Source organism: Candidatus Binatia bacterium, from assembly GCA_035631035.1.
Lineage (GTDB): Bacteria > Eisenbacteria > RBG-16-71-46 > SZUA-252 > SZUA-252 > DASQJL01.
This window is the reverse complement of record DASQJL010000062.1, coordinates 138766-159064: the sequence shown is the minus strand read 5'-3', so window position 1 is coordinate 159064 and position 20299 is coordinate 138766. Positions and strand designations below refer to the sequence as shown.

18 protein-coding genes and 1 pseudogene are annotated in these 20299 nt (G+C 70.1%); 9 read left to right on the top strand and 10 right to left on the bottom strand.

Annotation, left to right across the window (positions count from 1 at the left end):
* Positions 1–8: 8 nt before the first annotated feature.
* The 3 genes from VE326_07050 to VE326_07040 form a co-directional block, all read right to left on the bottom strand.
* The gene (locus VE326_07050) at positions 9–1310 is read right to left on the bottom strand and encodes an MFS transporter (GenBank protein ID HYJ32963.1); all 1302 of its coding nucleotides are present in this window, start codon (positions 1308–1310) and stop codon (positions 9–11) included.
* A 22-nt stretch (positions 1311–1332) separates the two neighbouring features.
* A complete protein-coding gene (locus VE326_07045) occupies positions 1333–2397 on the bottom strand; it encodes a peptide-N-glycosidase F-related protein (protein ID HYJ32962.1) in 1065 nt (354 codons plus the stop codon).
* A 194-nt stretch (positions 2398–2591) separates the two neighbouring features.
* Entirely contained in the window at positions 2592–2924 is a 333-nt protein-coding gene (locus VE326_07040) for a hypothetical protein (protein HYJ32961.1), read from the bottom strand.
* A gap of 81 nt (positions 2925–3005) precedes the next feature.
* Here VE326_07040 and VE326_07035 point away from each other — a divergent pair, with 81 nt between their 5' ends.
* Genes VE326_07035 through VE326_07025 form a run of 3 tightly spaced genes read left to right on the top strand, consistent with a single transcriptional unit; the run spans position 3006 to position 6392 of the window.
* Positions 3006–3698 carry a succinate dehydrogenase cytochrome b subunit gene (locus VE326_07035; protein ID HYJ32960.1) on the top strand — a complete coding sequence of 231 codons (693 nt, stop codon included), beginning with the start codon at positions 3006–3008 and terminating at the stop codon, positions 3696–3698.
* A 4-nt stretch (positions 3699–3702) separates the two neighbouring features.
* Positions 3703–5616 carry a fumarate reductase/succinate dehydrogenase flavoprotein subunit gene (locus tag VE326_07030; GenBank protein HYJ32959.1) on the top strand — a complete coding sequence of 638 codons (1914 nt, stop codon included), beginning with the start codon at positions 3703–3705 and terminating at the stop codon, positions 5614–5616.
* Complete coding sequence (locus VE326_07025) at positions 5613–6392, top strand: succinate dehydrogenase/fumarate reductase iron-sulfur subunit (protein ID HYJ32958.1); 780 nt, start codon at positions 5613–5615, stop codon at positions 6390–6392. The genes VE326_07030 and VE326_07025 overlap by 4 nt, the downstream gene beginning before the upstream one ends.
* Positions 6393–6424: 32 nt before the next feature.
* Here VE326_07025 and VE326_07020 read toward each other — a convergent pair whose 3' ends face one another.
* The 3 genes and pseudogenes from VE326_07020 to VE326_07010 all read right to left on the bottom strand — a co-directional run bounded on the left by VE326_07020 (position 6425) and on the right by VE326_07010 (position 10083).
* A complete protein-coding gene (locus VE326_07020; GenBank protein ID HYJ32957.1) occupies positions 6425–7903 on the bottom strand; it encodes a tryptophanase in 1479 nt (492 codons plus the stop codon).
* A gap of 213 nt (positions 7904–8116) precedes the next feature.
* Positions 8117–8989, bottom strand: a pseudogene (locus VE326_07015) (beta-eliminating lyase-related protein).
* 305 nt (positions 8990–9294) lie between these two features.
* Entirely contained in the window at positions 9295–10083 is a 789-nt protein-coding gene (locus tag VE326_07010; protein HYJ32956.1) for a PEP-CTERM sorting domain-containing protein, read from the bottom strand.
* 342 nt (positions 10084–10425) lie between these two features.
* On the opposite strand from VE326_07010, the gene VE326_07005 reads away from it, so the two are divergent.
* Positions 10426–11682, top strand: coding sequence for an aminoacetone oxidase family FAD-binding enzyme (locus VE326_07005; GenBank protein HYJ32955.1), 1257 nt, complete (start codon positions 10426–10428; stop codon positions 11680–11682).
* Here VE326_07005 and msrA read toward each other — a convergent pair.
* Positions 11679–12308: a peptide-methionine (S)-S-oxide reductase MsrA gene (gene msrA / locus VE326_07000; GenBank protein HYJ32954.1), complete on the bottom strand. Its 630-nt coding sequence runs from the start codon at positions 12306–12308 to the stop codon at positions 11679–11681. The genes VE326_07005 and msrA overlap by 4 nt on opposite strands.
* A gap of 178 nt (positions 12309–12486) precedes the next feature.
* Here msrA and VE326_06995 point away from each other — a divergent pair, with 178 nt between their 5' ends.
* Both VE326_06995 and VE326_06990 read left to right on the top strand, forming a co-directional pair.
* Positions 12487–13188: a type 1 glutamine amidotransferase gene (locus VE326_06995; protein ID HYJ32953.1), complete on the top strand. Its 702-nt coding sequence runs from the start codon at positions 12487–12489 to the stop codon at positions 13186–13188.
* Positions 13185–14480, top strand: coding sequence for an amidohydrolase family protein (locus VE326_06990; protein HYJ32952.1), 1296 nt, complete (start codon positions 13185–13187; stop codon positions 14478–14480). The genes VE326_06995 and VE326_06990 overlap by 4 nt, the downstream gene beginning before the upstream one ends.
* Before the next feature lie 4 nt (positions 14481–14484).
* Here the strand turns inward: VE326_06990 and VE326_06985 are convergent, their stop codons facing one another.
* A complete protein-coding gene (locus VE326_06985) occupies positions 14485–15339 on the bottom strand; it encodes a hypothetical protein (GenBank protein HYJ32951.1) in 855 nt (284 codons plus the stop codon).
* A 494-nt stretch (positions 15340–15833) separates the two neighbouring features.
* Positions 15834–17486 carry a hypothetical protein gene (locus VE326_06980; protein HYJ32950.1) on the bottom strand — a complete coding sequence of 551 codons (1653 nt, stop codon included), beginning with the start codon at positions 17484–17486 and terminating at the stop codon, positions 15834–15836.
* Positions 17487–17604: 118 nt separating this feature from the next.
* Here VE326_06980 and VE326_06975 point away from each other — a divergent pair, with 118 nt between their 5' ends.
* The gene (locus tag VE326_06975; GenBank protein HYJ32949.1) at positions 17605–18525 is read left to right on the top strand and encodes a proline dehydrogenase family protein; all 921 of its coding nucleotides are present in this window, start codon (positions 17605–17607) and stop codon (positions 18523–18525) included.
* On the opposite strand, the gene VE326_06970 is transcribed toward VE326_06975, so the two are convergent.
* A complete protein-coding gene (locus VE326_06970; protein HYJ32948.1) occupies positions 18522–19163 on the bottom strand; it encodes an HAD family hydrolase in 642 nt (213 codons plus the stop codon). The two genes, VE326_06975 and VE326_06970, sit on opposite strands and share 4 nt — an antisense overlap.
* Positions 19164–19227: 64 nt before the next feature.
* Between VE326_06970 and VE326_06965 the strand changes: the two genes are divergently transcribed.
* On the top strand, positions 19228–19683 hold the full coding sequence (locus tag VE326_06965) for a DinB family protein (protein HYJ32947.1): 456 nt from the start codon (positions 19228–19230) through the stop codon (positions 19681–19683).
* 132 nt (positions 19684–19815) lie between these two features.
* Positions 19816–20298: a GAF domain-containing protein gene (locus VE326_06960; GenBank protein HYJ32946.1), complete on the top strand. Its 483-nt coding sequence runs from the start codon at positions 19816–19818 to the stop codon at positions 20296–20298.
* Position 20299: the final 1 nt, after the last annotated feature.

Below are 20299 nucleotides of genomic sequence, written 5' to 3'. Positions count from 1 at the left end.
CACCGGGGTCACAGGCTCTGCTCGGTCGGCGCGGGGAGAATCCCCAGGCGGACGTAGACGGGGCGGGCAGCGCGGCGGATGTGCGGGAGCGCTTTCCAGAATCCGAGGGCCGCGAGCACGCAGGCGGCGCCGCCCACGAGGATCGTGCGCGGCGCGCCGATCCAGGTGGCGACCGTTCCGGCGAACAGGCTTCCGAGGGGCGCCGTTCCGAAGAAGGCCATCGAATAGAAGCTCATGACGCGCCCGCGCTTGTCATCGTCCACGAGGGTCTGGATCACCGTGTTGCTCGCGGCCATCTGGAGGATCATGGCGAGGCCGCAGACCGCCATCAGCCCCATCGAAAGCCACAGGTTGCGCGAGAGCGAGAAGAGGACGAGGCCGAGGCCGAAGCCGGCGGCGCTCCGGGCGATCAGGCTCCCCAGCCCCAGCACCGAGCTGCGCGAGGCGAGGTAGAGCGCGCCCGTCAGGGCGCCGACGCCCGAGGCGGCCATGAGGAAGCCGAGGGTGTGCGGGCCGCCGTGCAGCACCTGCGCGGCCATGATCGGCATGAGCACGGTGTAGGGGAATCCGAGCAGGCTGACCAGCGCGAGCAGGAGGAGCACGGACCGGATCGGCGTGAACCCCGCGATGTAGCGGTAGCCCTCGCGGATCTCCCGAACGACCGAGCCCTCGCGGCGGGGGCGCTCGGACAGGGCGACCTTCATGAGCAGCAAGGACGCGATCACCGCGAGGTAGCTCACGGCATCGATGAAGAAGCACCACCCCTCGCCGACCCAGGCGATGAGGATTCCCGCCACCGAGGGGCCGATGAGGCGCGCGCCGTTGAACATCGAGGAATTGAGCGCGATCGCGTTCGGCAGGTCCTCGCGGTTGTTGCCGATCATGTCCACCACGAACGATTGCCGTGCCGGCATGTCCAGCGCGTTGATCACGCCCTGGAAGATGCTCAGCGCGATCACGTGCGGAATCGTGATGATGCCGCGCAGGGCCAGGTAGGCGAGCAGCCCCGACTGGATCGCGGCGAGCACCTGCGTGACGACGAGCACGCGGTGGCGGTTCCAGCGATCCACCCAGACGCCCGCGATCGGAGCGAGCAGGAAGGTGGGGAACTGTCCGGCGAACCCGACGATGCCGAGCATCCACGCCGAGTGGGTGAGCCGGTAGACCAGCCAGCTCGTGGCCACTCGCGTGAGCCAGGCCCCGATGAGGGAGATGCTCTGACCGGTGAAGAAGAGGCGGTAGTTTCGATGCGCCAGCGCGCGGCCGATCGTGCGGACGCCGCCGCGCGCGCGCCGGGGTGGCGGGCTCACGCCCAAGAGGATACCCAGGAGGTCAGGGGTTGCGCCAGAGGCGAGGCGGCGTCTTCCAGCCCACCAGCGCTGCCGCGACCCGCCAGTAGCCGTAGTTTCCCTTCGCATCCTTGGGACGCATGTCTTCGATCGCGATCCGGATGGTGTGGCGGCCGGCGCGCAGATGATCGGTGAGATCGAATTCCTGGGGAAGCACCTCGACCCCCGGGCACCATCCGCTTCGCGCGTAGTCCGAGGACCAGCTACCGTCGGTCCATCGCGCGCAGTAGGGATTCCGGTCGCGGAACGAGCGGCAGTCGTCGCGCCAGGGATGGAAGCGCGCCACCACCACGCCGTCCACCGCGATCACGTTCGCCTTGGAGACGAACTCGTCCGCGTCCACGCCGTCGGTGCAGTGGCCCGTCGCGGTGTAGCGGAGCACCACGCGGGAGAGCCCCGGTGGGATCACGACGGTCGCGCTGTCGCCGTGCGGCATCCCTTCGCGGTTGAAGTTGTCGGTGCCATAGACCGGCGCGGCCCAGGAGGCGTTGTCGAAGTCGGTGAGCGGCGTGTAGCGGAGCGAGAAGTCCACCGTCCAGGCCGGGCTGGTCCAGGTGTCGATGTGCGCCGTGAACGTGCGGCGCCCCTGGAGGAGCGGGGCCAGCGCGGTGACGTCCACCTCATGGTCCGTGCGCCCGCCGTACGAGGTGATGAACCGGAGCACCTCGAGATCGGGCGCGCCGGGAACGGTGATCCGGACGCTGCCGGCGCGGTCGTAGCGGTCGCAGACCTCACGGTCCGACTTCGCGACGGGTCGCACCGTGAGAATCGCCGTGATCTTGTGCGGGGTTCGGAGCGTGGGAAGCGTGACCGTCGTGACGGCGCCGCGTCCGGCATCCACGTACGAGAGTCCGCGCCGCGCGAAGAAGCGCAAGGAGTCGGGACTCCAGCGGATCGCGGCATCGCGGAAGATCGAGACGTCGGCAACGCGCGGGCCAGGGCCGCGGCTCGCCCCAGGCATCGTGTCGCGGTCGTCACCACGCGCCGAGCCCTGCAGCATCAGCGAGACCAGGAGGAGGGCAACAGGCGCAGCCGCTCGGCGATTCACGGCGGGAGATTAGGCGACGGCTCGTGGGGGCGCAACGGATCGCGATGGAGACGGTCCCGAGCCGCACCGGAGCCCATCGGCACCGCATCGAAATGATAGGAGATGAGAGGCAACCCGCGCTGGCGCGGGTGAAACGCACGACACAAGTCAGCAGAGATTGACGTCGATGTCGCTACGCTTTCCATCGAGTCGTCTCATTCCGGCGGCGGTGGCAATGAGCCCCTTGGCGGCTCGACTCGGCCGGGCTCCTCCGGAACGTCGCTCCCGCGCGCCCGGCGGCTCCGCGTCACGAAGAAGACCGCCGCGGTCCAGGTGGGCACGAGGTTCAGGCCGGGGACGATCTCCGCGATCGCGGTGGGGAGGAAGGCGAAGTGCCACCCCAGGAGCACGGTCATGCCGATCGCGACCACGATGTCGAGGGCGTCCGCCGCCGGAGAGGCGACGCCTTCGCCGAAGGCGGGAAGGAGCACGATCTGAAGGGTGTCGGCCACGATGGCGAGGATCCAGGCGGCGCGGATTCGGCTCATGGGAAAAGTATACCGGAGAACACCGGCGCCGCCCTTGCCGTCCCGTCCCGGCCGGTCTAAGATGCGCCACTGATCGTGTCTATGGAACGAATCCAGGCTGACTCCGGTCCAACCCTGCGCGCCGAGCCGTTCGCCGCCTCGACCATCGGGAAGAAGGTGGTCATGGCGGTCACCGGTTTCATTCTCTTCGGCTTCGTCGTCGCGCACATGATCGGAAACCTCCAGGCCTATATGGGCCCGGAGGCCATGAACGCCTATGCGGTCTGGCTGCGCGAGCTGATGCACGGCTCGGCGCTCTGGATCGCCCGCGCGGTGCTCCTCCTGTCGGTGATCCTGCATATCTGGTCGGCCACCGCGCTCACCTGGGATAACGTCCGCGCCCGCCCGGTCGGCTACCGCCGGCGCGCCTACGACCGCTCCACGTATGCCTCGCGCACCATGGTCTGGAGCGGGCCGATCCTCCTGCTCTTCATCGTTTACCACCTCCTCCACTTCACCTTCGGCACGGTCCACCCCTCGTTCGTGGAGGGGGACGTCTATCACAACTTCGTCGCGGGCTTCCAGGTCGTGCCCGTCTCGGTCTTCTACATCGTCGCGATGCTCGCCCTGGGGTACCACCTGTATCACGGGATCTGGAGCATGCTGCAGACGCTGGGTCTCTCGCATCCGCGGTACAACTTCCTGCGCCACGGATTCGCGGGCCTCATGACGGCGATCGTCGTCGTGGGCAACATCTCCTTTCCGCTCGCCGTGCTGACGGGCGTGATCCGGTAGGCGCATGAAGCTCGACGCGAAGATTCCGCCCGGCCCGCTGGAGACGAAGTGGGAAAAGCACCGCTCGTCGATCCGGCTGGTGAACCCCGCGAACAAGCGGAAGTACACGGTCATCATGGTGGGAAGCGGACTCGCCGGCGCCTCGGGCGCCGCGAGCCTGGCTGAGCTGGGCTACAACGTGAAGTGCTTCTGCTACCAGGACAGCCCGCGGCGCGCGCATTCGATCGCGGCGCAGGGCGGGATCAACGCCGCGAAGAACTACCAGAACGACGGCGACAGCGTCTTCCGCCTCTTCTACGACACGGTCAAGGGGGGCGATTTCCGCTCCCGCGAGGCGAACGTCTACCGCCTGGCCGAGATCTCGGTGAACATCATCGATCAGTGCGTCGCGCAGGGGGTTCCCTTCGCGCGCGAGTACGGTGGCCTGCTGGCGAACCGCTCCTTCGGCGGTGCCCAGGTCTCCCGCACCTTCTACGCGCGCGGGCAGACGGGGCAGCAGCTCCTGCTGGGCGCCTACCAGGCCCTGGAGCGGCAGGTGGGGCTGGGGAAGGTGGAGATGTTCGCCCGCCACGAGATGCTGGAGCTGATCGTGATCGACGGCCGCGCGCGCGGCATCGTCACGCGCGACCTCGTGACGGGCCAGGTGGAATCGCACCTCGCCGACGCGGTCTGCCTGGCCACGGGCGGCTACGGGAACGTCTTCTATCTCTCGACGAACGCCAAGGGATGCAACACCACCGCGATCTGGCGCGCCTACACGAAGGGCGCGGGGTTCGCGAACCCCTGCTTCACCCAGATCCACCCCACCTGCATCCCGGTCACGGGCGAGCACCAGTCCAAGCTGACCCTGATGAGCGAATCGCTTCGGAACGACGGCCGCGTGTGGGTTCCGAAGCAGAAGGGCGATGGGCGGGCGCCGGCCCTGATCCCCGAGGACGAGCGCGACTACTACCTCGAGCGGAAGTATCCCTCCTACGGCAACCTGGCCCCGCGCGACATCGCGTCGCGGGCGGCGAAGCAGGTCTGCGACGAGGGGCGCGGCGTCGGTCCGGGCGGGCGGGGCGTGTATCTCGACTTCGCCGACGCGATCCGCCGGCTGGGCGAGGGCGCGATCCGCGAAAAGTACGGGAATCTCTTCGAGATGTACGAGCGGATCACCGACGAGAATCCGTACCGGGTGCCGATGCGCATCTATCCCGCCTCCCACTACACCATGGGCGGGCTGTGGGTGGACTACAACTTGATGAGCACGATTCCCGGCCTGCACGTCCTCGGCGAGGCGAACTTCTCCGACCACGGCGCGAACCGGCTGGGGGCGAGCGCCCTCATGCAGGGGCTCGCGGACGGCTATTTCGTGATCCCCTACACGATCGGCGACTACATGGCGGCGCAGAAGCTGCCGGCCGTGGACCGCACGCATCCCGAGGTGAAGCGCGCGGAGCAGGAGGTGGAGGCGCGCACGCGGCGGCTCCTCTCGATCCATGGCAAGCGCACGGTCACCTCGTTCCACCGCGAGCTGGGCAAGGTCATGTGGGAGCACTGCGGCATGGCCCGCACCCGGGAGAGCCTCACGAAGGCGCTCTCCCTGATCCCGCCGCTTCGCGAGGAGTTCTGGAAGAACGTCGCCGTCCTGGGGGAGGAGAAGGAGCTGAACCAGGCCCTGGAGCACGCGGGGCGGGTGGCCGATTTCATCGACCTCGCCGAGCTGATCTGCCTGGACGCGCTGGAGCGCGACGAGTCGTGCGGCGGCCACTTCCGCGAGGAGCACCAGACCCCGGACGGGGAAGCGCTGCGCGACGACGAGCGGTTCTGCCACGCGGCCGTGTGGGAGTACCAGGGAGAAGGCAAAAAGCCGCTCCGGAACGTGGAGCCGCTCGAATACGAGACCGTCCACCTGGCGCAGCGGAGCTACAAGTGAACCTGACCCTCCACGTCTGGCGCCAGCCGAACGCCTCCGAGCGGGGCCGTTTCGTGACCTACCAAGCCCGGGACATCAGCCCCGACATGTCCTTCCTGGAGATGCTCGACGTGGTCAACGAAGGGCTGACGGTGAACGGCGAACCGCCGATCGCGTTCGACAGCGACTGTCGCGAGGGGATCTGCGGGACGTGCGGCATGGTGATCAACGGCCGCGCGCACGGACCCCGCGCGCGCACCACCGCCTGCCAGCTCCACATGCGCTCCTTCGAGGACGGCGACACGATCACCATCGAGCCATGGCGCGCCGCCTCGTTCCCGGTGATCCGGGACCTCGTCGTGGACCGCTCGCCGCTCGACCGGATCATCGCGGCCGGAGGCTTCGTGACGGCGCCCACGGGGAGCGCGCCCGAGGCGAACAGCCTCCCCGTGCCCAAGGAGAACGCCGAGCTCGCCATGGACGCCGCGGCGTGCATCGGTTGCGGCGCCTGCGTGGCGGCGTGCCCGAACGCCTCGGCGATGCTCTTCACGGCCGCCAAGGTGGCCCACCTGGGGCTCCTGCCGCAGGGACAGGCGGAGCGGGAGCGGCGCGCGCTGGCCATGGTGTGGCAGATGGACGCCGAGGGTTTCGGCGGATGCAGCAACCACCGCGAATGCGAGGCGGTCTGCCCCAAGGGGATCACGATCGACAACATCGCGCGCATGAACCGCGACTACATCCGGGCCTCGGCGGCCCGGGGCCGCCGGCTCGCCGACGACGAGGGCGGCGCGGGCTAGCCCGCTCGCCCGGGCTCCTCGAGCCTCGCCGGTCAGCCGACCGGCGCTGCGGCCTCCTTCGGCGCCGCGACCCTCTCCGCCGGCGCGAACCGCCCGCGGAAGAACCGCAGGTGGGGCGGCTCGTAGACGAAGGCCAGACCCCCGATCGATTCGCGCCGCTTCCAGACCCGGATGATCCCCTCCGCGACCGCGCGCATGTGATCGTTGGTGTAAACCCGTCGCGGGATCGTCAGGCGAACCAGCTCCAGGGCCGGGCGGTAATTCTTCCCGGTGTCGGGGTCGCGCCCCTTCGAGACGTTGCCGCGCTCCATCACGCGCACGCCGGTCTCGACGTAGATCTCCGCGGCCAGCCGCTGCGCCGGGTACTGATCCTGGTCGACGTGGGGCAGGAAGCGCCGCGCGTCGATGAAGATGGCGTGGCTACCCGCCGGGGTGACGATGGGGACGCCCGCCTCGGTGAGGAGCCGCCCTAGGAACGCGGCCTGCTCCACGCGCGTGCGGATGTAGCGGTCGTCGAGCATCTCGATCACGCCCCGCTCCATGGCGGCCAGATCGCCCGGGCAGAGGCCCCCGTCGGCCACGCCGCCTTCGTACACGCGGAGCAGCTCGTCGGCCCTCCGCTTCCACTCGGCGTTGTCCTTGAACGCCAGCACCCCGCCGATGTTCACCAGGAAGTCCTTCTTCCCGGAGATCGTGAGACCGTCGCCGTAGACCATCATCTCGCGCAGGATGTCCCGGATGTGCGTGGCGTGGTAGTGCGGGTCGCGCTTCTGGATGAAGTAGGCGTTCTCCACGGCGCGCGTCGCGTCGAAGAACACGGGGATCCCGATCTCGCTGCAGAGCGCGTAGACCTCCTGCATGTTCCGCATGCTGACCGGCTGGCCGCCGGCCATGTTCACGCTCTGCTCGAACGAAACGTAGGCGATCTGCTCCGCGCCATGCCGCGCGACCAGGCTCTGGAGCTTCTCGAGATCGATGTTCCCCTTCCAGGGGAAGGGCGAGGACGGATCGTGCGCCTCGTCCACGATCACGTCGGCGAACACGCCCCCCGCCAGCTCCTGGTGCAGCTTGGTCGTCGTGAAGTACATGTTGCCGGGGACGAGCTGCCCGGGGCGGATCAGGATCTCGCTCAGGATGTGCTCGGCCGCCCGGCCCTGGTGCGTGGGAACGACGTGCTGATAGCCGTAGGTCTCGCGGATCGTCTGCACGAAGCGCAGGTAGGCGTCGCTGGTCGCCGCCGTCGCGCGCGCCGCCTCGTAGGCGGCCCACTGGTCGATGCTCATCGCGGACGTTCCGGAGTCGGTGAGGAGGTCGATCGTGACGTCCGCGGAGCGGAGCAGGAACGTGTTGTAGCCCGCCTCGCGCACCGCCCCCTCGCGCTGCTCGCGCGTCGTCGAGGGAATCCGCTCGATCGTGTGCACCACGAACGGGTAGCAGTCGAATTCGTAGGGATCGAGCTCGGAGAAGACGGAACGGAACTCCAGCTCGTCGTTCCACGCGCCGCCCGTCATCAGCTCCAGGCGCGCCACCTTGTCGCGCTGGCGGTAGACGTTCACGATGGCGTCGGCGACCTGGTCGAGCTGCCACGTGGTCATGGCGAGCCGGGGGCACTGAACCGGCAGGTAATCTCCTTCCGTCGAAGGGCCGGGGACCACCGCCCGCACGCCGGAGGAGAGATAGATCGCGGCCGCGAGGGCGTGCGCCGCGTACTGCCGGTGCGCGGGGAGGAAGCGCGCCGCCTCGAGATAGGCGCCGTCGCAACCGCGCTCCAGAGGCACCCCCGCGGCGCGCAGGCGCTCCGTGAAGTGCTCGGTCTCGCGCATCGCCCACTGCGCCTCGGCTTCGTCGCCCATCTCGACCAGTCCGCGCGCCATCGATTCCATCGCGCGCCCCGACATGCCGCCGTAGGTGTGAAGCCCCTCGTAGACGACTACCTCGTTCTGGAAGCGCTCGTGATCGGCGGGATTGTCGGTGGCGAGGATGCCGCCGATGGGGCTCATCGGATCCTGCGCGCCGTCGATCGCCACGATGTGCGCCGTCTTCGAGATCTGCTTCACGATGTCGGCGATCCGGCGCAGGTCCTGGCCGGGCTCGTGGCGCTGGATGTACCAGGCGTTCTCGATCACGCGCGACGCGTCCAGCAGGAGGCGCACGCCGCGCTTGTCGGCGGCGGCGCGAACGGCCTCGAGATTGGCCAGGCTGAAGGGGTGCATGCCGTCGGCGAAGGCCTGGAGGTCGATCAGGGAGATCTCCTCCTCGGCCAGCGCGGCGCGAAGTGCCAGGAGATCGACGTTTCCGGTGAACACCGGCTCGCGCGCGTCCCGCACGTCCACGAGCCGCACCTGCCGGGCCGCGAAGACCCCGGCCCTTCCGCGGGCGTTGCTCGCCACCGTTCCGCCCCGCGGCACCAACGCCGCCAGGACCAGCTTCACGCACCCAAGCAGGTTGTGGGCGGGGCAGACGTAGGTGTGCCCCAGCACCTGGTTCACGGCCGCGGTCAGGGCCTCGAAATTCCTCGCGCCCGCATACGCCTCGTCGCCCAGAAGCTCGCCGGCGAGCTGCTCCTGGCTCCGCGCGCTGGTGCCCGTGGAGAGCATGTCGAACGTGACGTGGGCCGGCGGGAGCCGGTAGACGTTGAAGCGGGCCTCGGCCAGGCGGCGCTTCCGCTCCTCGAGCGTGGGGAAGGAGATCAGCCGGACGGTCTTGATCTTATGGGGCTCGTGCAGCGGGACGTGTGGCGCCACCGATGGCTCCTCGCGCGGGAAGTGGGACGATGGGAGTGTCCCACTCAGGCTAGCGCATGGGGGCGCGAAGGGAAGTGGTACCTCGGTCGACTGGGGGGACCTTGCGGCGCGCCGCGGGGGAACGCACCCCCGCGGGCGCCTCCGGTCAGGAAGCCATGCTACCGGTCCCGGCGCGAACGAAACGCGAGGGCCATCATGAGCCCCGCGCCGACGAGCGGAACGGTTCCCGGCTCGGGGAGGCTGGTGCCGCCGCCACCGCCGCCGTTGCCACCGCCGCCACCTTGGTCACCGCCGCTGCAGTTGCCGCCATTGTCGCAGCCGCCGCCGTTATCGCAGTCACCGCCGTTGTCGCCGTTGTCGTCGTTGTCGCCGTGATCGCCGGTGTCGCAAACGACGCCGCCATCGTCGTCGCCGTTGTCGCCGCCGTTATCGTTGTTGTTGCAGTCTCCTTCGTCATCGCCGCCGCCACCGCCGTTGCCACCGCCGCGCCCATGACCATGACCGTGGCCCGTCGAGATCGCGTCGCCCAGGCTGGCCAGCGACGAGCTCGCGGGGGTCTGAGTCTGCACCGAAACCGACTTGTCCCCCGGCTCACCGGAATGGTGCAGCGCAAGGGGCGTCAGGGCGGCGAGTACCATTCCCGACAACATGTAATGGGCCTTGGAGCGGGAGCTGCCCGTGCCGATGCTCGCGACGTTTCCCGCGAGGGAGCCGCCGCCGCTTCGGAAGGTGCCGCGGGCGAGCAGGCGATCGCTCGTGCGGAACAGGATCCTGGCGCCCGTGGCCGAATGCGCGGCCGCGGGGGTCGCGCTCGTGAGCGCCGCATCGGATCCCGGATGGAAGCTGGGATTCGAGGGACTCGGCACCGCGAGCGCCGACCCGTACAGGAGCACGGAGGCCAGCGCTGCGAGCGCGATTCCCTTCATAGACTTCGGATAGTGCTCCATACGCAAAACCTCTAAGGCCGCCACATGGAAGCAGCCTGAACGGGGGTTTCCCCTGTTGGGTATCGGGATCCGGGCCGGTTCGTGTAAATACTTCCCAAGGCTCGTCGGCCGGTGTAAATCGAGGCCATCACCTGCTTCGAACTCTCGAATCCCGGCGGCACCCCGGCCCCCACGTCGGGTCGGGCTCCGGCCGATCCTTTGGCCATCGTTCGGGGCGGTAGGTACTTACCTTGCCCATCGCGCCCGTCATGCCGTCCCTCCTCTCGTTCCCGGAGGAGCGTTCGGGGGTACTGCATGGGCCGTGCCCCGGCGGGTCCGCCGTTTGGAAATCGTGGAGGAATGATGAACGGGCGAAGAAACCCCGTCGTGGTCGTGGGCGGAGGAGCCGCGGGGCTGATGGCCGCGCTCTTCGCCGCCGAGTCGGGCGCCAACGTGCTGCTCGTGGAGCGGACGCGCGACGGCGGCCGCAAGATCGTGATGAGCGGCGGGGGACGCTGCAACGTGCTCCCCTCGGCGATCGACCCCTCGCGATTCGTGACGGCGTCGTCGCCGAATACGATGCGGAAGCTGCTTCTCGCGTGGCCGCTCGACGAGCAGCGGCGCTTCTTCGAAGCGGTCGTGGGAATCCCGCTCGCGCTGGAGGCGGAGACCGGCAAGCTGTTCCCGGTGTCGAACCGATCCCGCGACGTGCGGGACGCGCTCGTGGCGCTCGCGGAGCGCCGCGGCGTGGAGCGCCGGTTCGACACCCGTGTTACGGGCGCGGCGCCCGGCCCTGACGGGGGATGGCGCGTCACCGTCGAAAGCGGCGAGGCGATCCGCGCCTCGAGCGTCGTGCTCGCGACCGGCGGCCTGTCGGTGCCCGCGACGGGGAGCGACGGCGACGGTCTCGCGATCGCGGGCCGGCTGGGACACGCGATCCACGACACCTATCCCGCGCTCACGCCGCTCGTCGCCACGCCGCATCGCTTCGCCGCGCTCTCGGGGATCTCCCTTTCCGTCGCGCTCGAAGCGCCGCTGGGCGCCGGAAAGCGCCTCCGCTCCGAGGGGGGTTTTCTCTTCACGCACAAGGGCTACAGCGGTCCCGCGGTGCTGAATCTCTCCCACCTATGCGTGCGCGCGCGCCTGGAGGGGCGCGCGCAGCCCGTGCTGGCGCGGTGGACTTCGCTCGACGAAACCGCGTGGGAGCGGGAGCTGCGCGAGGGAGAGGGCACCCTGCTGGCCGCTCTTCGCGCCCGGCTTCCCGCGCGCCTCGCCGAGGCGCTCCTCGAAGAATCGGGCGTCGACGGCGCGGTCGCCCTGGGGCAGCTCCGGCGCGAGGATCGCCGGCGCGTCGTGCTCGCGCTCACGCGCTTTCCGCTCTTCTGGACCGGGGACGAGGGCTACACGAAAGCCGAGGTGACGGGAGGGGGCGTGTCGCTCGCCGAGGTCGAGCCGCGCACGCTGGAGAGCCGCCGGCGCCCGGGGCTTTTCCTGTGCGGGGAGATGCTCGACGCGTTCGGGCCGATCGGCGGCTACAACTTCGCCTGGGCCTGGTCGACCGGCCGCGCCGCCGGCATCGGCGCCGCCCTGGCGTTTCGGGGCGGCGCCGGGCCCGCCTAGCCCGCGGTGTGCGGCACCACGCCCCAGATCTCCTTCAGCCTGCGGTCGCGGCCGCACCCCGCGCGGTAGGCGTGATAGTCGGCGGGATTCTTCCGGTAGTAGTCCTGGTGGTACTCCTCGGCCGGCCAGAACGCGGTGAAGGGAACCAGCCGCGTGACGAAGGGCTTCTTCACGCGGATCTCGGCCGCGGCGGCGCGCTCCGAGATCTGCGCCAGCCGGTGCTCCTCGGGAGACCGGTAGAAGACCGCCGAGCGGTACTGGGCCCCGTGGTCGCAGAACTGCCCGTCCCCCTGCGTGGGATCGATGTTGTGCCAGTAGATGGAGAGGAGCTTTGCGTAGGAGATGCGCCGCGGGTCGTACTCCACCTGGACCGATTCCATATGGTGCGTCCTACCGGCCGAGACGTCCTTGTAGGTCGGATTCTTCTCCGGCCCGCCCGAGAATCCGGACGTCACCGAGAGCACGCCCGGCATTCCCTCGAACGCGGTCTCCATGCACCAGAAGCAGCCTCCGGCAAACGTGGCGAGGGCCGGGGCGTGCGCGGCCGGCGCGGCGTCCCCCGGCGAGGCGTTGGCGAGAGCGGCCGCGGCGACCGCGATCATGGCGATACGAATCGAGCGGTTCATCGGAGTTCCCTCGGGTTCTGGGCGAGCGGGCCGCCGTCCGGAGGCTCGCATCGGTACTACGGCAGGGGGGGCGCGGCGTGACCGCGCGCGCCGCCGATCCTCCGCGATTCCACGGGAGACGCGCCATGCTATTCTGCCGCCGCATGCTCCCCACGATCCTCCTCGGAATCGGACGGCGATGACGCCGGCGCCTCAGGCGCTTCCCTGGGCGGTGCTGCAGCACGTTCCCTGGGAGGGGCCCGGGACCATCGCCGACGAGGCCGCCGCGCGCGGCATTTCGATCGGCGTCGTCCGGCTGGATCGCGGAGAGCCCGTACCCGCCGCCGACGACCTGGGGGGCGTCATCGTGATGGGCGGGCCGATGAGCGTCCACGACACGGTCGATCATCCGCATCTGGTCCATGAGCGGCGGCTCCTGCGCGACGCGGCGGAGCGCGATCTTCCGATTCTCGGCGTCTGCCTGGGCGCGCAGCTCCTCGCCGTAGCCCTCGACGCGCGGGTGGAGCGCGGGCCCGTGCCGGAGATCGGAATCGGCGAGGTCACGCTGACGCCGGAAGGGCGGGGCGACGTCGTGATCGGATCGGAGGGCGATTCCTTCCCGGTCGTCCACTGGCACGAGGACACGTTCCACGTGCCCGAGCGCGGCGTGCTCCTGGCCGGGAGCCCGCTGTACAAGAACCAGGCGTTTCGGCTGGGGCGGCGCGTCTACGCCTTCCAGTTCCACCTCGAGGTGGACCGCGCGCTCGCCGAGGCGTGGGCCCCGAAGCTCCCTCCCGGGACGCTGGAGGAAGCGCGCCGCGCCGAAGTTGAGCGCGCCGGTCGCGGGATCCTGGGCCGCTACTTCGACGTGGCGCTCGGGGCGGGCACGGGGCGCTCGTGACGACGTCCTCGGCACGGCGCGCACTCGGCGCGGCGCTCGTCCTGCTCGCCGCCCTGGCGGTCCCGGCCCTACGTGGGCGCGCCCAGGAAGCCGCCGAGCCGGCGCCGGTCGTGATCGAGTGCGCCCGCTGGTTCGACGGGAACGCCATGCACGAGGGCCGGACGCGCATCCTCGTCGAGAAGGGGCTCATCGCGCGGATCGGGCCCGCGCTCGAGGCCCCGGCGGGCGCGCGGCGTCTGGATCTCGGCGGCATGACCCTCCTCCCCGGGCTGATCGACGTGCACACCCACCTCACCTATCTCTGGTCCGACACCACGCGCGCCCCGAACTACCTGAACGACTATCTCGGCTCGCCGATCGTGGTCGCGTTCGAGGCGGGCCGGAACGCCGAGCGCACGCTGCGCGCCGGCTTCACGACCGTGCGCGAGATGGGGGACGCGGACGGGATCGACCTGGCGCTCGCGCAGGCGATCGGCCGCGGGCTGGTGAACGGGCCGCGGCTGATCGTGGCGGGACCCATCTACCCGCCTGGGGGAGGCCGTCCCGACATCCACTGGCCTCCCGACGGCACGGCCGCGAACGCGTCGGAGATCGCGAAGAAGGCGCGCGAATACCTGGGGAACGGCTGCGACTGGATCAAGATCTATGAGACCGGCGGCACCTTCGACGACACGTCGGGCACCCCTTTCTACACGAGCGACGAGATCCGTGCCGCGGTGGAGGCGGCGCATCCGCGCGGACGGTGGGTGGCGGCGCACGCGATGGGGCTCGAGGGCGCGCGGCGCGCGGTGGAGGCGGGAGTCCGCTCCCTGGAGCACGGCTCGCGGCTCGATGCGAAGACGGCGCGCGAGATGGCGCGCCGCGGCACCTACCTCGTTCCCACGCTCTACCATCTCCAGTGGTACGCGGATCACGGCGCGGCGCTCGGATACGCGCCGGGATACGCCGAGCGGCTCGCGGCGCTGCAGAAGGAGCAATTCGCCTCGCTGGCGCTCGCGCGTCGGGCGGGGGTGCGGATCGGCTCCGGGTCGGATGCGGTGTACACGATGCACGGGGAGAACGGCCGGGAGCTGGTCTGGATGGTGCGGGCCGGTTTCACGCCGCTGGAGGCGCTCCGCGCGGCCACGTCGGTGAATGCCGCGCTGCTCGGCCTGGAGCGCGAGATCGGGCGCATCGAGACCGGCTACGCCGGCGACCTCGTGGCGGTGCCGGGCGATCCGTCGCGCGACATCCATGCGGTGCTCACGCCGTCGTTCGTGATGAAAGCCGGGCAGATCGTCCTCGCGCCCTGACGCGCTACTCGTCGAAAAGGACCGTGCTCTCCTCGTAGAACCGGACGTGCCCCTGCTCCACCCGCTCCCGCATCCACGACCGCAGCCACGCCTGCTTTTCCTCGCGCGACGTCTCCCGGTCGGCGAGCAGATCGAGCGGAAGGTTCACGCGCAGGGCGCGCCACCGGACGAGGTGGCGCGTGATCCCCGCCGGCACGCGCTCGCCGGTCGCGGCCAGCTCGAGCACCTCGGCGGGGGCGTAGCGCGGAAAGACCACGATCGCCTCGGCATCGGGAATCCGCTCGAGCGCGGCCTCGACCGAATCGGAGCCCACGCGGTAGACGCGGGTCTTCTCGCGATAGGCCTCGACGACCCGGTTCAGCGCGCGATTCTGCTCCGTGAAGTCGCCGGGAGCGGAGAGCGCGATCGCTCCGCCGGTCGAAGCGGCGTAGGCGATGATCTCGCGGCGCGCGAGCAGGGCGCGCGCGTGCGCCTGCGACTCGCGGGAGCAGGCGATCCCCGGCACCGACGAGAGGAGCTGGAAGAGGGAGCCCGCGTCCGCCCCCGCGAGCGCGTGATTCCAGGTGAGCAGGCGCACGTCGGGTTCTTCGTAGGGCACGACCTGGACCGCGAAGTGCGGAAGTCCGATCGCGCGCGCGGCCTCGCTCCGGTTGGCCCCGTCCAGCACGACGTAGCGCTCCTCGCCCGAAGCCGAGGCCGGGGTGACGATCGGCGGGTTGCGGAGCACCGCCTCGCTCCGCAGGCGCGCGGTGAGCGGCCCCATGCGATGCTCGTCGTGGCGCTCGTGGGGGACCAGGCAGTCGACGGGCACCACGCGCAGGTCGGGAAGCGCGAAGCTTCGGGCCGGAAGGTCGGTCATGGGCCCGGGAATCTATCATGTCCCGGTCCCCGCCGGGCGGCGCGACCCGCCGGGAACGCGAGAGCCCGCGACGACTGCACGTCGCGGGCTCTCGCTCTATGAGTTCCGGCGCGCGGGGCAGGCTGCCGTATCCGGGACATACACGATCTTGTGGACGCCAAGTGGAGCCGTTTCCAGCCCGCCAGACGCGGCCGGCAAGGCATCAACCGCTCAGATCGACGCTTGCTAAGTTCGGTATGACTCCTGGACTACGCGCATCGCAGGATGTACCCGCGTCGGCCATCTTCAGCCGATCCGCGCTCTCCCGCGAACCGTCTGCCGCTGCGCGCCGCCACGCTCACCTAATGCAATCGGCATGCCGCGGGTCGGGGCCTCGCCGGGCCCGAGCGGTCCCTTGGGAGCGCGCCACTTACGAGCGGTCTCCGGCCGCCCGGCCTCGGCGGCACAATCCCCTTCTGTCACCCTGGCAGGACCGTCCTGACGATCTGTCGCCCTCAGTAGCGCGACTCGCTGATCTGGACGTCCGCCTTTTCCCAGGCTTTCTTGAAGCGCTGCATCTCCGGACCGCTCGCCTCACCGGAAGCCTTGACCGCTTCGGCCAGACCGTACAGCGACCAGCCGTTCTCGGGGTAGCGCTTCAGGTCCTCGCGATAGACGTCCGCCGCTTCCCGCGTGCGTCCCGCCCCGAGCAGCACCGCGCCGAGCGCCTGGCGCGCCGTGCCGTACCAGGGCGGCGGCTCGTCGTAGCGGAGCGAGTCCTGCATCCCGGCTGCGTGGGTCAGCAGGCGCACGGCGTCATCCGTCGATCCGGCCCGGGCCGCGATCTCGCCCTGCAGCAGCACCGACGCGAAGTCGAGGAGCGGGCGCGCCGGGTTCAGTCCGAACGCGGCGTCGGCCGGAAGCCGTGCCGCGATCGCGGCCAGGCTGTCGTTCTCGATGCCGGCTTCGGTGCCGCGGCCGGTCGCGGCCAGCGCCAGGCCCCGCGCGTAGTGCCAGATGCCCGTGGTGACCTGCATGCCGGCCGGAGGAGCGGGAAGCGCGAGGATCTCGTTCCACTTTCCAAAGCGCGCCGGCGTGTAGTACTCCACGGCGCGGAAGAACTCCATCGGCTGCATCTGCTGCACCATCTCCCAGGGCACAGCCTCGAGCAGCTCCTTGGCGGCCGCCGCGGCGGCCGCGCTCCGTCCCGCCGAGCAGAGCGCCGACCATCGCATGTGGATGTTGTGCGGGTAGTACATCATCCGGTAGATGGACTGGACGTCGTAGCGTTTCAGGTAGTCGCGGTCGACGCGGATCGCGCGGGCGTTGAGCTCCGCGGCGTCGTCGTAGCGGCCCACGCGCAGGTAGATATGCGACGGCATGTGGATCAGGTGCCCCGCTTCGGGGGTGAGCTTGGCGAGCCGGTCGGCCGCGGCCTCCGCGCGCTCCGGATGCGCCGACGCCTCCATGGCGTGCAGGTACAGGTGGAGCGCTCCGGTGTGGCGCGGGTTCTTCTCGATCACGCCCTCGAGGATCGAAACGATCTCCTCGGCGCCCGGCTTGGGCGCGCCGCTCACGTCGTAGAGATCCCACGGCCGGAGGTCCATGAGCGCCTCGGCGCAGAGAACCGAGGCGTCGGGGTCGTTGGGGTAGCGGTTCTTCAGCGAGCGCATCGCGTCGGCGTAGGCGCTGTCGCGCGGGGCACGGTTCTCCCCCGCGGGCGTGCCGTAGCGGAAACCGAGCGCCTCGATGTAGGCGCGGTCGGCCTCGGGGGCCGCGGCGGCCAGCGCCTTGGCGCGGGCCAGGGCCTCCAGCGCCTGCGTCTCGGCGTCGGGGCCCATCGGCATGTTGATGTTAGGCCCGAGCGCCAGCGCGATCCCCCACCACGGCATCGCGCACGCGCTGTCGAGGCGCGCCGCTTCATGGAACGAGCGGATCGCCTCATCGTGATTGAACGCGTAGCAGAGTCGAAGGCCCTGGTCGAACAGCTTCTGGGCCTTGGCCGACCGGGTTCCGATCGGATGATGGACATCGCCCAGTCCGTTGAACATCGGTATCGCGGCAGCCGAAGAGGACGAAGCTCCGTGCTGGTGCTGGGCCGCGGCCGGACCCGCGGCGAAGGCGACGGCGAGGGCGAGGGCGACCAACGGCAAGACGACTCGTTTCATGGAGAACCTCCCATGGGCCTAAAGGAGCATCCGGGTCGGACCGGAGGAGTCTACCAACGGGAAACGCGCTTCGGTATAGTCAGCCCGCCTTGAACCTGACCCTTCGCACGCAACCGCCATGTCGGTAACCCGGAGCGTCATTTCCTGGCTTGCCACCCAGCGCGCCTTCACGCGCACGGTCGGCGGGACCGGGATGCGCCTGGGGTTCGCCCGCCGCTTCATCGCGGGGGAGACCCTGGAGGATGCGCTCGGCGCGGCGGCTTCCCTGAACCGCTGCGGCCTCCAGGTGATCCTGAATCACCTGGGCGAGCACGTCCGAAACCAGGACGAGGCCCGCGACTCCTACCGCTCCTACTACGAAATCCTCCAGCAGTTGTCCCAGCGGAAGCTGGACGCGACCATCACCGTCAAGCCGACGCAGATCGCGCTGGAGCTGGATTACGATCTCTGCCGCGAGCTGACGCTGCGGCTGGTGCGGGACGCCGCCGCGGTGGGAAATTTCGTGGAGATCGACATGGAGCACTCGGGCACGACTGAGGCGACCGTATCGCTCTTCGAGTACATCCGCCGCGAGCACGACAACGTGGGGCTTGCCGTCCAGTCCTGCCTGCGCCGGACCCGGGCCGACCTGGAACGGCTGAAGCCGCTCCGCCCGAAGATCCGCCTCGTGAAGGGGGCCTACCTCGAGCCGAGCGACGTCGCCTTCGTCGAAAAGCGCGAGGTCGACGAGTCCTACAGCCAGCTCATGCGCGTGCTCTTCTCCGATGGCTTCTTCCCGGCCATCGGCACGCACGACGAAAGGCTCCTCGCCGAGGCGAAAGCGCTGGCCCAGGAATACGGCCGCCGTCCCGACGAGTGGGAGGTGCAGATGCTCCTCGGCGTGCGGCGCAACCTTCAAGACGAGCTGGTGCGCGAGGGGTACCGGATGCGGGTCTACGTCACCTACGGCACCGAATGGGTCCCCTACTTCATGCGGCGCCTGGCCGAGCGTCCCGCCAACGTGGGGTTCGTGCTGCGGAGCCTGATGAAGGGGCGCTAGCCCGCTTCGGCACGCTCGATCCGCTCGGCCAGCTCCGCCAGATTCGCCACCGCGATGTCGGGATCTCCCGGCCGCGCGTGGGGCCGCGCCACGAATACGCCGGTGAGGCCGAGCGCCCGCGCCGTGGCGAGGTCGTAATCGGCGTACGCCGACACGTGCCACCACGATGGGCCCGGCGCAACGCCCAGCCGCGCCGACGCGGCGTGCCATATCCGCGCATCCGGCTTGTAGACCCCGACATCCTCCGCGCAGATCCACCCGTCCAGCCGGAACCCGAGCGCGGCCTGCACCTGCTCGCCGTGCTCCCGATCGCTGTTCGTGGTCGCGACGCACGGCGCGATCGCCCGGAGGCGCCGGAGCGCGTCCCGCGAATCGGGATAGAGCGGCCACGCCCCGGCGTTTCGGCCGATGGCGCGCGCGGGCTCCGGGTCGACGCCCAGCACGCGGATCAAGCTCTCGGCCGTGATCTCGGCGTAGGATCGAAAGGGGCCCGACTCCAGGCCGGCCTGCGCGTCGATCACCCGGTCGAACGCGGCGCCGTCCAGCGCGACGCCCTCACCCTCGAGCGCGTCGGCGAGGCCGCGCCGCCAGTCGAGCACCGTGCCGAAGATATCGAAGGTGATGAGGAGCGGCCGCACGGCCGCCAGTCTGACACGCCCCACGGCGCGGCGCAGCCCTGAAGGCGCCGCCGGAGGAAGAACGATGAGCGAAGCCGAACGGATCGCCGACCTGCATCGCCGGGCCTTCGACGGCGACTCGTGGCATGGTCCCCACGTGTTCGAGATCCTGGAGGGCGTAGACGCGGCGCGCGCCGCGCGGAAGCCGGTCGCCAGGGCCCACAGCGCCTGGGAGATCGTGCTCCACATGCGCGCCTGGGAGGATATCGTCCTGCGACGGCTCCGCGGCGAAGTCGTCGAGCCCACCGACGCCGAGGATTGGCCTCGCGTGGCCGATCCGGGCGCGGCCGCCTGGAAGACGGCGCTCGCCGCGCTCCGCGAGACCCACGACGAGCTGAACCGGGCCATCGCGGCGATCCCCGACGAGCGGCTGGAGACGGCCGCGCCCGGCGGCAGGACGACCCTCTACCGGCTGGCCCACGGCGCCGTGCATCACGCTCTCTACCACGCGGGACAGCTCGCCGTCCTGAAAAGGGGGTAACCTATCCCCGTCGGCGGGGCCGGCCCCACCCGAGGCGACCCCGTCAAGATGGGCCCGTTCCCTGCCGATCCATCTCCGCGGCGCTCCGCCTCGGCGGAGGCGGCAAACTCCCCTGCATCCGAGGACCGAACCATGACCGTCGACCAACTGATCGCGCGCCTGGACCAGCTCTCCAAGGATGGAGCTCCGCTCGAGGGCCTGCTGGAGGAGGCGGTGCGCGGGCTCCACGAGACCGACCCGCGCTTCCACTGGACCGGCGTCTACGAGCTGTTCGAGGACAACATGCTGCGGCTCGGGCCGTTCGTCGGCGCTCCGACCGATCACGTGTTCATCGGCGTGGGTAACGGCGTCTGCGGCACGGCGGTCGCGGAGCGGCGCAACATGAACGTCCCCGACGTGCGCGAGATCACGAACTACCTCGCCTGCAGCACCGAGACCCGCTCCGAGCTGGTCGTTCTGATCCGGGACGGCGACACGATCTACGGGCAGATCGACATCGACAGCCATCGGGTCGCCGCGTTCGACGAATCCACCGTGGCCCAGGTCCAGCGCGTCGCCGACTGGCTCGCGAGGGCGTACGCCGCCAAGGCTTCGCCCCGGCGCGCGCCCGCCTGAC